Annotated in this window: 12 protein-coding genes and 1 pseudogene; 1 reads left to right on the top strand and 12 read right to left on the bottom strand. The window is 71.1% G+C overall.

Annotation, left to right across the window (positions count from 1 at the left end; genetic code table 11):
• Positions 1-10: 10 nt before the first annotated feature.
• The 7 genes from topA to bldG form a co-directional block, all read right to left on the bottom strand.
• The gene (topA, locus tag ACIRP7_RS38345; RefSeq protein ID WP_403669343.1) at positions 11-2,848 is read right to left on the bottom strand and encodes a type I DNA topoisomerase; all 2,838 of its coding nucleotides are present in this window, start codon (positions 2,846-2,848) and stop codon (positions 11-13) included.
• 261 nt (positions 2,849-3,109) lie between these two features.
• Complete coding sequence (locus ACIRP7_RS38340; protein WP_352387837.1) at positions 3,110-3,307, bottom strand: hypothetical protein; 198 nt, start codon at positions 3,305-3,307, stop codon at positions 3,110-3,112.
• A 234-nt stretch (positions 3,308-3,541) separates the two neighbouring features.
• A complete protein-coding gene (locus ACIRP7_RS38335) occupies positions 3,542-5,095 on the bottom strand; it encodes a methyltransferase (protein ID WP_403669340.1) in 1,554 nt (517 codons plus the stop codon).
• Positions 5,096-5,199: 104 nt separating this feature from the next.
• Positions 5,200-5,802, bottom strand: a complete 603-nt coding sequence (locus ACIRP7_RS38330) for a small secreted protein (protein WP_403669338.1) — start codon at positions 5,800-5,802, stop codon at positions 5,200-5,202.
• A 214-nt stretch (positions 5,803-6,016) separates the two neighbouring features.
• Positions 6,017-8,422 carry a sodium-translocating pyrophosphatase gene (locus ACIRP7_RS38325; RefSeq protein ID WP_403669335.1) on the bottom strand — a complete coding sequence of 802 codons (2,406 nt, stop codon included), beginning with the start codon at positions 8,420-8,422 and terminating at the stop codon, positions 6,017-6,019.
• 288 nt (positions 8,423-8,710) lie between these two features.
• A complete protein-coding gene (locus ACIRP7_RS38320; RefSeq protein ID WP_403669332.1) occupies positions 8,711-9,148 on the bottom strand; it encodes an ATP-binding protein in 438 nt (145 codons plus the stop codon).
• A 119-nt stretch (positions 9,149-9,267) separates the two neighbouring features.
• Positions 9,268-9,609: an anti-sigma factor antagonist BldG gene (bldG, locus tag ACIRP7_RS38315; RefSeq protein WP_024885807.1), complete on the bottom strand. Its 342-nt coding sequence runs from the start codon at positions 9,607-9,609 to the stop codon at positions 9,268-9,270.
• A gap of 80 nt (positions 9,610-9,689) precedes the next feature.
• On the opposite strand from bldG, the gene ACIRP7_RS38310 reads away from it, so the two are divergent.
• Positions 9,690-12,272 carry a DEAD/DEAH box helicase gene (locus tag ACIRP7_RS38310; RefSeq protein WP_403669329.1) on the top strand — a complete coding sequence of 861 codons (2,583 nt, stop codon included), beginning with the start codon at positions 9,690-9,692 and terminating at the stop codon, positions 12,270-12,272.
• Positions 12,273-12,312: 40 nt separating this feature from the next.
• Here ACIRP7_RS38310 and ACIRP7_RS38305 read toward each other — a convergent pair.
• The 5 genes and pseudogenes from ACIRP7_RS38305 to ACIRP7_RS38285 all read right to left on the bottom strand — a co-directional run.
• Positions 12,313-13,137, bottom strand: a pseudogene (locus ACIRP7_RS38305) (Rv3654c family TadE-like protein); the annotation flags it as partial.
• Positions 13,134-13,499: a TadE family type IV pilus minor pilin gene (locus ACIRP7_RS38300; RefSeq protein WP_403669327.1), complete on the bottom strand. Its 366-nt coding sequence runs from the start codon at positions 13,497-13,499 to the stop codon at positions 13,134-13,136. The pseudogene ACIRP7_RS38305 and the gene ACIRP7_RS38300, both read right to left, overlap by 4 nt.
• Entirely contained in the window at positions 13,486-13,707 is a 222-nt protein-coding gene (locus tag ACIRP7_RS38295) for a DUF4244 domain-containing protein (RefSeq protein ID WP_403669324.1), read from the bottom strand. Before ACIRP7_RS38295 ends, ACIRP7_RS38300 begins: the two co-directional genes overlap by 14 nt.
• Positions 13,708-13,793: 86 nt before the next feature.
• Entirely contained in the window at positions 13,794-14,582 is a 789-nt protein-coding gene (locus tag ACIRP7_RS38290) for a type II secretion system F family protein (protein WP_403669321.1), read from the bottom strand.
• Positions 14,579-15,586 (bottom strand): type II secretion system F family protein, encoded by a 1,008-nt coding sequence (locus ACIRP7_RS38285; RefSeq protein WP_403669575.1) that lies wholly within the window; start codon positions 15,584-15,586, stop codon positions 14,579-14,581. Before ACIRP7_RS38285 ends, ACIRP7_RS38290 begins: the two co-directional genes overlap by 4 nt.
• Positions 15,587-15,608: the final 22 nt, after the last annotated feature.

Below are 15,608 nucleotides of genomic sequence, written 5' to 3'. Positions count from 1 at the left end.
GGGCCCGAACTCAGTCCTCGGACGCCGCCTTCGACGCCGTCGCCTTCTTCGCGGTGGTCGTCTTCGTCGTCGTCTTCTTCGCGGCCGTCGTGGTCTTCTTCGCCGCGGTCTTCTTGGCGGCCGTCGCCTTCTTGGCCGGGGCCTTCTTGGCGGGCGCCTTCTTGGCCGTCTTCTTGGCGGGACTCTTCGCCCGCTTCTCGGCGAGGAGTTCGAAGCCGCGCTCGGGGGTGATCTCCTCGACGCTGTCGCCGGAGCGCAGGGTCGCGTTGGTCTCCCCGTCGGTCACATACGGTCCGAAGCGGCCGTCCTTGACCACGACCGGCTTCTCGCTGACCGGGTCGGTGCCCAGCTCCTTGAGCGGCGGCTTGGCGGCCGCGCGGCCACGCTGCTTGGGCTGGGCGTAGATCGCCAGCGCCTCTTCCAGCGTGATCGTGAAGAGCTGGTCCTCGGTCTGCAGCGACCGCGAGTCCGTGCCCTTCTTCAGGTACGGGCCGTAGCGGCCGTTCTGCGCGGTGATCTCCTGGCCCTCGGCGTCCTTGCCGACGACACGCGGCAGCGACATCAGCTTCAGGGCGTCCTCGAGGGTCACCGTGTCCAGCGACATCGACTTGAACAGCGAGGCCGTACGCGGCTTCACGGCGTTCTTGCCGGTCTTCGGGGTGCCCTCGGGGAGCACCTCGGTGACGTACGGGCCGTAGCGGCCGTCGCGGGCGATGATCTGATGACCCGTCACCGGGTCGGCGCCCAGCTCGAAGTCACCGCTCGGCTTGGCGAGCAGCTCCTCCGCGAGCTCGACGGACAGCTCGTCCGGCGCCAGGTCCTCGGGCACGTCCGCCCGCTGGTGGTTCTCGGAGTCCTTCTCGCCGCGCTCGATGTACGGGCCGTAGCGGCCGACCCTGAGCACGATGTCGTTGCCCACCGGGAACGAGGAGACCTCGCGCGCGTCGATCGCGCCCAGGTCGGTCACCAGTTCCTTGAGGCCGCCGAGGTGGTCCCCGTCGCCGTTGCCGGCGTCGGCCGCACCGCCTGTGGTGGAGCCGCTGTTCGGCGATGTCTCACCGAAGTAGAAGCGCCTCAGCCACGGCACGGACTGCGCCTGACCGGCCGCGATGCGGTCGAGGTCGTCCTCCATCCGGGCGGTGAAGTCGTAGTCGACGAGCCGGCCGAAGTGCTTCTCCAGGAGGTTGACCACGGCGAAGGACAGGAAGGACGGCACCAGTGCCGTGCCCTTCTTGAAGACATAGCCGCGGTCCAGGATCGTGCCGATGATTGACGCGTACGTCGAGGGGCGGCCGATCTCGCGCTCTTCGAGCTCCTTGACCAGGCTGGCCTCGGTGTAGCGGGCCGGGGGCTTGGTGGCGTGCCCGTCGACCGTGATCTCCTCGGCGCTCAGGGCGTCGCCCTCGGCGACCTGGGGCAGCCGGCGCTCGCGGTCGTCCAGCTCGGCGTTCGGGTCGTCGGCGCCCTCGACGTAGGCCTTGAGGAAGCCGTGGAAGGTGATCGTCTTGCCGGAGGCGCTGAACTCGACGTCCCGGCCGTCGGCGGCGGTGCCACCGATCTTCACGGTCACGCTGTTGCCGGTCGCGTCCTTCATCTGCGAGGCGACGGTGCGCTTCCAGATCAGCTCGTAGAGCCTGAACTGGTCGCCGGTCAGGCCGGTCTCGGCGGGCGTGCGGAAACGGTCACCCGAGGGGCGGATCGCCTCGTGCGCCTCCTGGGCGTTCTTGACCTTCCCGGCGTAGGTGCGCGGCGACGAGGGCAGGTAGTCGGCGCCGTACAACTGGGTGACCTGGGCGCGGGCCGCGGTGATGGCGGTGTCGCTGAGGGTCGTGGAGTCCGTACGCATGTAGGTGATGAAGCCGTTCTCGTACAGCTTCTGGGCCACCTGCATGGTCGCCTTCGCGCCGAAACCGAGCTTGCGCGAGGCCTCCTGCTGGAGGGTCGTCGTACGGAACGGGGCGTAGGGCGAGCGGCGGTACGGCTTGGACTCGACCGAGCGGACCGCGAACCGGGTCTGCTCCAGGGCGGCGGCGAGCGCGCGGGCGTTCGCCTCGTCGAGGTGGAGGGTGTTCGCGCTCTTCAGTTGTCCCAGGGAGTCGAAGTCGCGGCCCTGCGCGACCCGCCTGCCGTCGACGGTCTGGAGGCGGGCGACCAGCGACGACGGGTCCGAGGAGTCCCCCGCGCGGCCGGTCGCGAAGGTGCCCGTCAGGTCCCAGTACTCCGCAGAACGAAACGCGATGCGCTCGCGTTCCCGCTCGACGACGAGCCGGGTGGCGACCGACTGGACACGGCCGGCCGACAGGCGCGGCATGACCTTCTTCCACAGGACCGGCGAGACCTCGTAGCCGTAGAGGCGGTCGAGGATGCGGCGGGTCTCCTGGGCGTCGACCAGCTTCTGGTTCAGCTCGCGCGGGTTGGCGACGGCGGCCTGGATCGCGGCCTTGGTGATCTCGTGGAAGACCATCCGCTTGACCGGGACCTTGGGCTTGAGCACCTCCTGGAGGTGCCACGCGATGGCCTCGCCCTCGCGGTCCTCATCGGTGGCGAGGAAGAGCTCGTCGGAGTCCTTCAGCAGGTCCTTGAGCTTCTTGACCTGGGCCCTCTTGTCGGCGTTGACGACATAGATGGGCTCGAAGTCGTGCTCGACGTCCACGCCGAGGCGGCGCACCTCGCCGGTGTACTTCTCGGGCACTTCGGCGGCGCCGCTGGGGAGGTCGCGGATGTGCCCGACGCTCGCCTCGACGACGTATCCGGGGCCGAGATAGCCCTTGATCGTCTTCGCCTTGGCAGGCGACTCGACGATGACGAGTCGGCGGCCGCCCTGTGCGGGGTCGCTGGTCGGGGACAACTTCGCTCTTCTCTCCGGCTCGACGCTGGGGTCTCTCCCCAGGCCTTTGGTCCCGGGGTCGGGTCGTGCTGACGCTGCGGAGTGTGACGGTACATCCCGCCCCCGTGTCAAACGGGAAAAGCCCGCAACGGCCACTCGAACGGTAACCCGACTACCGCCATTCCTGCCGCCCGGAGTACCCACCGGCCTTTTCGGTCTCATCCGGAGGGTGATCTCCCTCTTACCGGTCGACCTGCTCGCGAAGACCTCCCGGGAGCCGTCCTAGAGGCCGGTCAGGCACCACGCGCCGAGGGCCAGCGCGATGAGCGCGGCGAGGGTCGCCAGGGTCGCGGATGCGACCGGACTCACACCGTGGGCGACGGGCTCGCGATGCCGTACCCGGGCTGCGGTCCACACCAGCAGCCCTCCTCCGAACAGGGCGAACACCATTCCCGTGAAGATCGCCGGTCCGCTCTCCATGATTGCCCGTGCCCCCTGTTTCTCCCGTCCGCGCGTGCGGTTCCGGTGGAGACTGGCACGCGCTGACGGCGGGCGGACGAACCCCGGGTGAACGCCGTGCCGACACGACCACGGACCCCTTGGCCGACCCCGCCCGACCGCCACCCCTGGCTGTGCCGGACGCTCACAGAAACCGACCGGATTCAGACCGCGCCGGGCGGGGGTGTCCTCCCGCTCGACTCTTCTTGTTGTCGGTCAGACTGACCGGGACGGCTCCAGGAACCCCTGCTCCACCAGCAGCCGGATCTGTGCGGGCGTACGGTCGCGCAGCATGACCGGGTCCTCGTCCATGAGCTGGGCGATCGCGTCGAGGATGCGACCCGCGCTGAGCGAGCCGTCGCACACGCCGACGAAGCCCGCCCCGACGGTGTCCACCTTGGTGGCCCGTCGCATTCCGCGGTGCTGGCGCAGCACGACGTGCTCCGGGTCATCCGCGCCGGGCAGTCCGACCTGCTCCTGGACGATCTCGGGCACGAGTGTGAAGTGGGCCTCCAGCAGGGCCGCGTCGTCGTTGGCGCGCAGGTAGTCGAGGCGCTCGAAGTGCGCCCGGACGGTGTCCCCGAGCGGCTGCTCGACCGGGTGCGGCCATTCCTCCACGGTGATCGAGGGCTCGGCGGAGCCCGTCCTGCGCAGGGTGATCCAGCCGAAGCCCACGGCCCTCACCTTGCGCGCCTCGAACTCGTCCAGCCACGCGTCGTACAGCGCCTGGTACTCGGCCGGGTCGCCGCGGTGGTCACCGGCGTCCCTGAGCCAAAGTTCGGCGTACTGCGTGACGTCCTGCACCTCGCGCTGCACGATCCACGCGTCGCACCCGCGCGGCACCCACGACCTGAGCCTGTCCTGCCAGTCCTCCCCCGCGACGTGCTGCCAGTTGGCGAGGAACTGCGCGAACCCGCCCTCGTTCAGCAGCTCCCCTGCCCCCTGAACGACCGAGCGGCACAGATCGTCCCCGCCCATCCCGCCGTCGCGGTACGTCAGTCGCGCACCGGGCGAGATCACGAAGGGCGGGTTCGACACGATGAGGTCGTACGTCTCTCCCTGCTTGACGGGCTCGAACAGGGAGCCCTCCCGCAGATCGGCCGCCGGGACACCGGACAGGGCCAGCGTGAGCGCGGTGATGTGCAGCGCGCGCGGGTTGAGATCGGTCGCCGTCACGCGCGTGGCGTGCTGTGCGGCGTGCAGGGCCTGGATCCCGGAGCCGGTGCCGACGTCGAGGGCGGACGAGACGGGCGTACGGACCGTGATGCCGGCCAGGGTCGTGGAGGCACCGCCGACGCCGAGGACGACGCCCTCCTCCCGGCTGCCGATGCCACTGGCACCGCCGACGGCACAGCCCAGGTCCGACACGATGAACCAGTCCTCGCCACCGGGGCCCCCGTACGGCCGTACGTCCACCGTCGCGGCGACCTCGTCCGCGCCGGCGCGCACCAGCCAGCCGCTCTCCAGACACGCCTCGACGGGCAGGACGTCCGCCACGCGCGCGTGGGGCACCGGCTGTTGGAGGAGGAACAGGCGTACGAGCACCTCCAGCGGCGTGTCTCCGCGGGTCGCCCGGAGCGCGGGCACGGTCTCGCTGCGCGCGAGGGCCGCGTATGCGGGGGCGCCGAGCAGTTCCAGCAGCCCGTCGGCGGTGAAGGAGGCCCCGAGCAGGTCGTCCCTCAGCCGGGCGGTGACATCGGGACGGCCGGGAGCGGGGGCGGGGGCGGGGGCGGGGGCGGCGGGCAGCGTGGGCAAACTGGAGGTACTCACGCCCCCATTGTGGCCCGCGGCCGCCGTCCGCACCTGCCGCCCGCCACGCCTCGACGAGCGGCTCGCCGCGAGGCGATCCCCGCTCAGCCGCCGGCCCCGGCCGCTCAGCTGTCCGTCGCCGAAGCGGACCCTGTCGCCGACGTGGACGCCTGCTTGCAGCCCGGCTGATCGGCCAGGGCCTGCTTGGTGTCGCCCGACTCCAGGTCCTTCAGCGCGGCGAGCGCGGTCTGACGCTGTGTCTCGACCTTCTGCATCTCGGCGGAGACGTCCTTGAGACCGGTCGCGAACTTCGCCTGGTCCTTGGTGTTGAGCCCGTCCACCTGCGTCTTCATGTCGGCGTAGGACGCCGAGAGCGCCGTGAGCTGCTTGACGGCCTCCTGGAGCTTCTTCGCGCCGTCCTCGGCACCGGGAGGCGCCCCGGCGTTGCGGATGACCGTGGCGCGCGCCTTGTAGCCGTCGGACAGGTCCTGGAAGGCCTGGGAGTCGGCCTTCTGGAGCTCCGCCGGGGTGCTCTCGGTGTCCTCGGCCGCCTTGGTGATCGCGTCGTAGGCCGCCGTGATCTTCTTGTTCTGGGCCGGCACCAGGTCACAGACCTTCTTGGCCCAGGCGTCGAGTTCCTTGTTGTCCTTGCTGCCGCCACCGCATCCCGTCAGCGCCAGTACCAGTACCGCACTGCCGGACAGTGCGGCCGCGAGCTTCTTGTTCACCGGATCGGTCCCTTCCGTGGCCTCTCAGCCCCCGGACCTTACACAGCACACGCGCGACATCCGTGTCCTGGATGTCACCTATGAACACCTTTAATCGCATTCGCCCCAGGAGAGAGAAGCCTCACGGCCGAGCGGCGTGCACGCACAGGGCGGGCGTGCGGCGCATGAACGCGCGCCGCCCGCCCGCCCCTTGAGCTGGGACTCGTCGGAGGGCCTACGAAACCACCGCGGGATCCGCCGACTTGGCCGCCTTCTTCTCGTTGTCTTCGTCACCCACGGCGATCCCGCGCCGCTTGGAGACGTAGACCGCGCCGGCGATCACGAGGAACGCGAGGACGGCGACGAAGATCCGTACGCCGATGCTCTTGTCCTCGCCGTAGCTGAACTTGATCACCGCCGGAGCGATCAGCAGCGCCACCAGGTTCATCACCTTCAGCAGCGGGTTGATCGCGGGGCCCGCGGTGTCCTTGAACGGGTCGCCGACGGTGTCGCCGATCACGGTCGCGGCATGGGCCTCGCTGCCCTTGCCGCCGTGGTGACCGTCCTCGACGAGTTTCTTGGCGTTGTCCCAGGCACCACCCGAGTTGGCCAGGAAGACCGCCATGAGCGTGCCCGCGCCGATCGCACCCGCGAGGAACGCGCCGAGGGCGCCGACCCCGAGGGTGAACCCGATGAAGATGGGCGCCGTCACGGCGAGCAGTCCGGGCGTGGCGAGTTCGCGCAGGGCATCCCTGGTGCAGATGTCGACGACCTTGCCGTACTCCGGCTCCTCGCTGTAGTCCATGATCCCGGGATGCTCGCGGAACTGCCGCCGCACCTCGTAGACCACGGAGCCCGCCGACCGCGACACCGCGTTGATCGCCAGCCCCGAGAAGAGGAAGACGACCGCCGCGCCGGCGATCAGGCCGACGAGGTTGTTGGGCTGCGAGATGTCCATCATCAGGCTCATCGGCGCCCCCGCCCCGCTGAGCTTCTCGCCGACGTCCTGCGCGCCGGTCGTGATCGCGTCACGGTACGACCCGAAGAGCGCCGACGCCGCCAGGACCGCGGTGGCGATGGCGATGCCCTTGGTGATGGCCTTGGTGGTGTTGCCGACGGCGTCCAGGTTGGTGAGCACCTGCGCGCCCGCACCCTCGACGTCGCCGGACATCTCGGCGATGCCCTGCGCGTTGTCGGAGACCGGCCCGAAGGTGTCCATGGCGACGATCACACCGACCGTGGTGAGCAGGCCGGTGCCGGCCAGCGCCACCGCGAACAGCGCCAGCATGATCGAGGTACCGCCGAGCAGGAACGCCCCGTAGACGCCGAGGCCGATCAGCAGGGCGGTGTAGACGGCCGACTCCAGACCGATCGAGATACCGGCGAGGATGACGGTGGCGGGCCCCGTGAGCGAGGTCTTGCCGATGTCCTGGACGGGACGGCGGCTGGTCTCGGTGAAGTAGCCGGTCAGCTGCTGGATGACGGCGGCGAGCAGGATGCCGATGGCTACGGCGACCAGGGCGAGGACCCTGGGATCGCCGTCCTTGCCCGAGATCGCCGTATCGGTGATTCCGTCGAGGTCGGCGTACTTCCCCGGGAGGTAGACGAAGACGGCCACCGCCACCAGCACGAGCGAGATCACCGCGGAGATGAAGAACCCGCGGTTGATCGCGGACATGCCGCTGCGGTCGGAGCGGCGTGGGGCGACCGCGAAGATGCCGATCATCGCGGTGATCACGCCGATCGCCGGGACGAGCAGCGGGAAGGCGAGTCCGGAGTCGCCGAAGGCCGCCTTGCCGAGGATCAGCGCGGCGACCAGGGTCACGGCGTACGACTCGAAGAGGTCGGCCGCCATGCCCGCGCAGTCGCCGACGTTGTCGCCCACGTTGTCGGCGATGGTCGCGGCGTTGCGCGGGTCGTCCTCCGGGATGCCCTGCTCGACCTTGCCGACCAGGTCGGCGCCGACGTCGGCGGCCTTGGTGAAGATGCCGCCGCCGACCCTCATGAACATCGCGATGAGCGCCGCGCCGAGACCGAATCCCTCCAGGACCTTCGGCGCGTCGGCCGCGTACACCAGCACCACACAGGAGGCGCCCAGCAGACCGAGCCCCACCGTGAACATGCCGACCACGCCGCCCGTACGGAAAGCGATCTTCATGGCTTTGTGCGAGACGGCGGTGAGATCCTTTTCCGGCTCGCCTGCCGCCGGAGTGGCTTCTCGCGCCGCCGCGGCCACACGCACATTGCTGCGTACGGCGAGCCACATGCCGATATAGCCGGTGGCCGCCGAGAAGGCGGCGCCGATCAAGAAGAACAGGGATCGGCCTGCGCGCTGATTCCAGTCGTCCGCGGGGAGCAGCATGAGCAGGAAGAACACGACGACGGCGAATACGCCGAGCGTGCGCAGCTGGCGTGCCAGATAGGCGTTCGCGCCTTCCTGGATGGCCTTCGCGATCTTTTTCATGCTGTCGGTGCCCTCGTCGGCCGCGAGCACCTGGCGTACCAGGACGCCTGCCACCGCGAGCGCCGCGAGGGCGACGACCGCGATGACCGCGATCAGCACCCGGTTGTCGTCGGTGAGCACCGCGGCCGCGAAGGTTGTGGGCTGGTCCAACTGATCAGGGGTAGAAAGCCCCGCCATTCGTCCTCCTTGACGCTTGGGCTGAGCTCAAGATGTGGACGGATTGTAGGTACCCCGCCCTGATCAAAACAGGGCGCGGTAAACGGAATTCGCCTTTACAGAACCTGAAAGCAGTAATGCCCCGAAGGCATTCATGGCCGATATCTTGATCGTGAATCAATTCACGAAAGGCATCGCACCAGACCACTGTAGGCACAGAAAGCCCGGGTCGACATGCGGAAGGGCCCCACCGGTGTGGTGGGGCCCTTCCGCATGTCGAACAGAAATCTGATTCGAACGGGGAGAAAGTCAGGGAAGCACTGCGGCCGGCGGCGTGGTCGGCCAGGTCATACGGATCTGTCCGCCGTTCTCCCCTGCGGTGACCTCGACGTCGTCGACGAGGCCGCTGATGACCGCGAGGCCCATCTCGTCCTCCTCGGTCTCCGCGTCGGGCTCCTCGCCCGGTGCACCCGGCGCCCGGTCGCCCGGGGTCGCATGGGGTGCCTCGTCGCCGACCTCGATGGAGAACTGCTTCTCCTCGTCGATCAGCAGCACCTGGACCGGCGCCGTGATGCCGCCGCTCCGGTGCAGTCCGACGGCACGGGTGCAGGCCTCGCCGACGGCGAGCCTGACCTCGTCGAGGACGGCCTCGTCCACTCCGGCCCTGCGCGCCACCGCTGCCGCCACCAGTCGGGCGGTCCTGACGTGCTCGGGCAGCGCGCTGAAACGGAGTTCAACGGTGGCCATGCGTCCCCCTCGGAACTACGGGCGTGCTGTCGGGGGACCGGGCCGCCGAAAGCCCGGACCCCCTCCTTTTGCTTCTGTCGACGTCCTTCTGCCGATCCGGGCACGGGCCCGGGAACGGATCAGTCGGTCGCCGCCACCGCTTCCTCGACCGAGGTGTGGATCGGGAACACCTTGGTGAGGCCGGTGATACGGAAGATCTTGAGAATGCGCTCCTGGTTGCAGACCAGGCGCAGCGAGCCCTCATGGGCACGCACCCGCTTCAGTCCGCCGACCAGTACGCCGAGCCCGGTGGAGTCGAGGAAGTCCACGCCCTCCATGTCGACGACAAGGTGGAAACTGCCGTCATTCACCAGCTCGACCAGCTGCTCGCGCAGCTTGGGCGCGGTATATACGTCGATTTCGCCACCGACCCTGACGATCGTGCGATCGCCGATGGTCTCGGTCGACAGGGACAGGTCCACGGATCCTCCAGCACCTTGCTATCGAGCGGTCGCCCCTCGGGACACCTCGGCAGAGCCCCCGGGACGGTTCGCCAGCCGCGATGGCATTCAATCACTTACCGGCAGGCGTGCACGACGCCTTGGTCCCATTGTCCGTCACGCCAGTGACACACTCGGTGCCGATGGCCAAGAATCTCCGATCCGATCGACCCTCGACGGACGCCGGTCCCCGCCCCACGCCGAGCACGGTCCTGGACCGGCTCGCCGCCGGGCCGAGCCGGGCTGCGCGCATCACTCATACGGAGCACTTGCCCCCGCGTGCGGGTCGCCATGCCGTCTGGCCCGACCGGATCCGCTCGGAGGTCATCGCGGCCGTCCAGGCCTGCGGCATCGAGCACCCCTGGGCCCACCAGGCACGCGCGGCCGAACACGCCCTGGACGGCGAGTCGGTCGTCGTCGCCACCGGTACCGCCTCCGGCAAGTCCCTGGCGTACCTCGTGCCGGTCCTCTCCACGCTCCTGGACGGTTCCGAGGCCCCGAACGGCCGCGGAGCCACCACGCTCTACCTGTCCCCCACGAAGGCCCTGGCCGCGGACCAGTGCCGTTCGGTGAAGGAACTTTCACAACCGCTGGCCAATTCCGTGCGCCCCGCGGTCTACGACGGCGACACGCCGTTCGAGGAACGCGAGTGGATCCGCCAGTACGCCAACTACGTGCTGACCAACCCGGACATGCTGCACCGCGGGATACTCCCGTCCCACTCCCGCTGGTCCTCCTTCCTGAAGGCGCTCAAGTACGTCGTCATCGACGAGTGCCACACCTACCGGGGCGTGTTCGGCTCCCACGTCGCCCAGGTGCTGCGCCGCCTGCGCCGCCTCTGCGCCCGCTACGGCTCCTCCCCCGTCTTCCTGCTGGCCTCCGCGACGGCCGCCGAGCCGTCGGTCGCCGCCCGCCGCCTCACCGGCCTCCCGGTGGTCGAGGTCGCCGACGACGCCTCACCGCGCGGCGAACTGGTGTTTGCCCTCTGGGAGCCCCCACTCACCGAGATGCAGGGCGAGAAGGGCGCCCCGGTCCGCCGTACGGCCACGGCGGAGACGGCGGACCTCCTCACCGACCTCGCCGTGCAGGGCGTGCGCTCGGTCGCCTTCGTGCGCTCCCGGCGCGGCGCCGAGCTGATCTCCGTGATCGCCCAGGAGCGGCTGGCCGAGGTCGACCGCTCCCTGGCCCGCCGCGTGGCGGCGTACCGCGGCGGCTATCTCCCCGAGGAGCGCCGCGCCCTGGAACAGGCCCTCCACTCGGGAGAGTTGCTGGGCCTGGCCGCCACCACCGCCCTGGAACTCGGAATCGACGTCTCGGGGCTGGACGCCGTGCTGATCTCCGGCTACCCCGGCACGCGCGCCTCCCTGTGGCAGCAGGCGGGCCGGGCCGGACGGGCGGGCCAGGGCGCCCTGGCCGTCCTGGTCGCCCGCGACGACCCCCTGGACACCTACCTCGTCCACCACCCGGAGGCCCTGTTCGACCAGCCGGTGGAGTCCACGGTCCTCGACCCCGACAACCCGTATGTCCTCGCCCCGCACTTGTGCGCGGCCGCGGCGGAACTGCCGTTGACGGACGAGGACATGGAGTTGTTCGGGCCGGAGACCGAGAACTTGCTCGGGCAGTTGGAGTCCGCGAAGCTGCTGCGCCGCCGCACCAAGGCCTGGCACTGGACCCGCCGGGAGCGGGCCGCCGACCTCACCGACATCCGCGGGGAGGGCGGCCGGCCCATCCAGATCGTCGAGTCGGGCACGGGCCGCCTCCTCGGAACGGTCGACGCGGGCTCCGCCCACACCGCCGTCCACGAGGGCGCGGTCCACCTCCACCAGGGCCGCACCTATCTCGTCCGCTCCCTGGACCTGGAGGACTCGGTCGCCCTGGTCGAGGAGGCCAACCCGTCCTACTCGACGGTGGCCCGCGACACGACGGCCATCTCCGTCCTGGAGACCGACGTCGAAGTCCCCTGGGGCGAGGGCAGGTTGTGCTACGGCTCCGTCGAGGTCACCAACCAGGTGGTCTCCTTCCTCCGCAGGCGTCTGATCACCGGCGAAGTGCTCGGCGAGACGAAACTCGACCTCCCTCCTCGTACGCTCCGTACGCGCGCGGTGTGGTGGACGGTCACCGAGGACCAGCTCGACGAGGCCCGGATCAACCCGGAGATCCTCGGCGGCGCCCTGCACGCCGCCGAGCACGCCTCCATCGGCCTGCTGCCCCTCTTCGCGACCTGCGACCGCTGGGACATCGGCGGCGTGTCGATCCCGCTGCACCCCGACACGCTGCTCCCCACGGTCTTCGTCTACGACGGCCACCCGGGCGGTGCGGGCTTCGCGGAGCGCGCCTTCCACACCGCCCGCGCCTGGCTCACCGCCACCCGCCAGGCCATCGCCTCCTGCGAGTGCGACGCCGGCTGCCCCTCCTGCATCCAGTCCCCCAAGTGCGGCAACGGCAACGATCCGCTGCACAAGAGGGGGGCCGTGCGGCTCCTCACGGTGCTGTTGCGGGGGGCACCGGAGGAGAGGCCTTCCGGGGAGCAGGAGGGACCCCCTGAAGTCCAGGCACGCGGGCTTCAGGACCGAGGGCCGGACCGAGAGTCGGCAAAGGCGGAACCTGCGACGGAACCGGCCCCGCAGGCCCCGCCCGCGCCCTGACCTCCGCCGTGAACGGCCCCCGCCCCGAGGCGGCCGTCACGTCGGAGACCTCACCGACCATCACGCACCGCACGAGCCGCGCCCCCTGCTCCCGCGCCACGTCCTCCGCCCGAGCGCAGGCCACCGCCGGTCCGTCGGCCCAGTGGTCCGCCGCCGCGAGTGCCGCGAGATCCGCCCCACCGGCCGCCCGATGCCGTACGGCGACGGCCTGTCCGAGGGCCAGCACGGCCCCGAACACCACACACAGCACCGCGATGGCACCGACACTCCAGACCGTGGCGGAACCCCGGTCCGAACGGGCGGCACCGGCCTGAACACCGGCGAACCGGACGACACAGCGACGGCCGCGGGCCAACAGGGCACCGATGAATCCGACCGTGGAGAACCGGGCACGGGCAACGCCGGCGCCTTGGACGAACGAGGAGTCGGCGACGCCCACCTGTGCGAACAGAGCTTTTGCGAACCACAGGGTGGCGAGCCGGAGTTGGGCAGGCCCCGCCTTCGCGAACCAGGTGCCGGCGATGCCCGACCCTGCGAACTGGGCTTTCGCGAACCGCAGGATGCAGAGCCTGGGGTGGGCAGGCTCCGTCTTCGCGAACCAGGTGCCGACGACGCCTGCCCCAGCGACCCGAGACTCGGCTACGCCCACCCTTGCGAACCGGGCTTTCGCGGACCGCACGGCGGCTAACCCAGGGTTCGCCCACCGCGCAGCGCCCAAGCCGGCGTTCGCACACCGCGCGGCGCCCGACCCGGCCTTCCCGAACCGCACGGCGTCCGACCCCGCGTTGTCGAACCCCACGCCGCCGCACCGAGCGCCCGCGGAGCCCCCGGCGGCAGCCTCGCGCTCCGAAGGTCCGCCGCTCATCCCCCTTCCCCCACCGTCGACTCCACCAGGGCCACAGCTTCCTCCCGCACTTCGAAGGGCAGGCCGTGCAGTGCGGGTGGCTTCGCCACGACCACGACACGGACCCGGTCGCCCTCCCGCGCCACCGTCACCTTCGCGTCGCGCGGTGCCGTGTCCCGAGCCGCCCGGACGACCGCCTCGTCGGGATCCTCGCGGGCCGCCGCGCGGGCGCCCGTCCTGGCCGCGTCCACGCACTGGATCTGGGCGGCCACCACGAGCAGCCCCCACACCAGCGCCATCGCGAACATCACCAGCACAGGCAGCACCATCGCCGACTCCGCCGTCACGAACCCCGCGTCCGCCGCCCGTTCACGCCTTCGCATCGAGCGCCCGTTTCACGATGGCCTGGAGTTCCGCGCTGACGGCGCCGCTCGTGACCACCTTGTAGAGCACCACCGCGAACGCCACCGCCGCGACGATCCCCATCGCGTACTCGGAGGTGACCATTCCCTCATCCCCGCGCATCGACCGCATCCGGCACACCGTCCTGCACACCAGGGCACCCATCCGCGCCCGTACCGACTTGTACATCTCAACCCCCGTAAGGATCAGTCCTGTTGGTTGCCGTCGGACTGCTCGCCCGACTGTTCGTACGTCTGCTCACCGACCCGCGGCCGTCATCGCCCACCCCCTCCCAGCACTCCTCCCGCGAGCCCGATCACGATCGGCAGTACGCCCACGGCGATGAACGCGGGCAGGAAACACAGCCCCACCGGCGCGGTGACCAGTACGGCGGCCTTCCGCGCCCGTGCCGTCGCGGCGCGCCCCCAGTCGGCGCGGGCGTCCGCCGCGAGCCCGGCGACCGGCCCGGCCGCGGGCAGCCCGGTCACATCGGCGCGTTCCAGCAGCCGGGCCAGCGCCCCGGCGCCCGGTGTCGAGGCGAGCCTTCGCCATGCCTCGCCCGGTTCGCCGCCGAGCCGTACCTCCGCCGCCCCGCGCGCGAGTCCCTCCCCCACCGGCCCACCCAGCGCCTCGCCCACGGCCTGGGCCGCGATCACGGGACCGGCGCCCGCCGCGATACAGGCGGCCAGCAGATCGGCGGCCAGCGGTAGTTGCCGGGCCGCCTCGCTCGCGTCGGCCTCCCCGGCACCCACGTCGGCCGGCTGCCTCAGCCGCCACCGCCACGCCCCCGCCGCGACGACCAGCCCGACCACGGCACCGGCGACTCCGCCGACCAGCACCCACCCGGCACAGCCGACGCCGAGCACGGGCAGCCACCGCCGCGCGAACTCACGCCCCTCGAACTGCGGACCCTCGGCCGTGGCCTCCCCGGCGGCCAGCAGTTCTCCGAGCCGCCGACGCAGTCTCCGCTCTCGCCGCACCGCCGCTGCCCACCGGGCGAGCCAGGCGACCACCAGTGCGGTCCCCAGAACCGCCCCCAGCCTGTGGAAAACTTCCTCACTCATACCGCCTCGGCTCCCCGCACGATCCGCGTCGCCCACCACATCCCGACGCCCTCCAGCAGACCGCCGACCAGCAGACAGCCCAGCCCGGCCCCGGTGTGCAGAAGGACGTGCAGGGGATCGGCGCCGAGGGCGGCACCGAGGCTCAGCCCCAGTACCGGCAACGCGGCGAGCATCCACGCCGTGGACCGCGCTCCCGCCAACTGGGCGCGCAGATCGGCCCGTTGGTCACGCTCGGCCCGCAACGCCCCTTCGAGCCGATCGAGCCCCGCCGCGAGCTTCGCGCCCTGGTCCACGGCCACTCGCCAGCACGCGGCAAGCCCCAGCAGTCCCTCGGCGCCAGGCCGCCTGGCCGCCGCCGCGAGCGCCCCCGGCACATCCCCGCCGAACCGGGCCGCCGCCAACAAAGCGGCCTGCGTCTCCCCGAGCCCACCGATCGCGGGCGCCCCAGATCCGGACCCGGAGCCGATCCCGCGAGCTCCTGCCGCTCCCGACCCGAACCCGAACCCAAGAACTCCCGCCGCCCCGGACCCGGACCCACCCGAGCCGACTCCACCGGTTCCCGCCTCCTCGAAGTCCCGCACAGCCCGCACCAGCGCCTCCCCCGGCTGGCGCCCGGCCCGCACCTCCCCGGCGACCACCGCGCACAGCGCGATCACCGCGGCCGCCCGCCGCTCACGCACCCGGCGCTCCTCCCGGCCCAGCCGCACCCGCCGTAGCAACGGCACCCCGGCCGCCCCCGCGAGGACCGGCAGCACCGAGGCCCCCAGCACGGCCAGCACCAGCCCGGCGGCCGCCGCCCACCACTCGAACCCGAGCCGCCCACGAATCCGTCGCAGTTCCTCCTCCAGCCGCCGCCACGGCGGAGGCCCGACTCCCCCCGCCCCGCCTCCGGCCAGCAGCACCTGCGCCCGCCGCACCCCGGAACGCCGACCGCCCCACAGCCACACGGCCATCCCGAGGCACCCCACGGCCACTCCCGCCGACCCCACCGACATCACCCCCATCCCGATCACCACGTCCTTTCAC

This window comes from Streptomyces sp. NPDC102270, assembly GCF_044766405.1.
Classification (GTDB): Bacteria; Actinomycetota; Actinomycetes; order Streptomycetales; family Streptomycetaceae; genus Streptomyces.
Note: the sequence above shows the minus strand (reverse complement) of the source record. Positions and strands in the feature narration are given on the sequence as shown.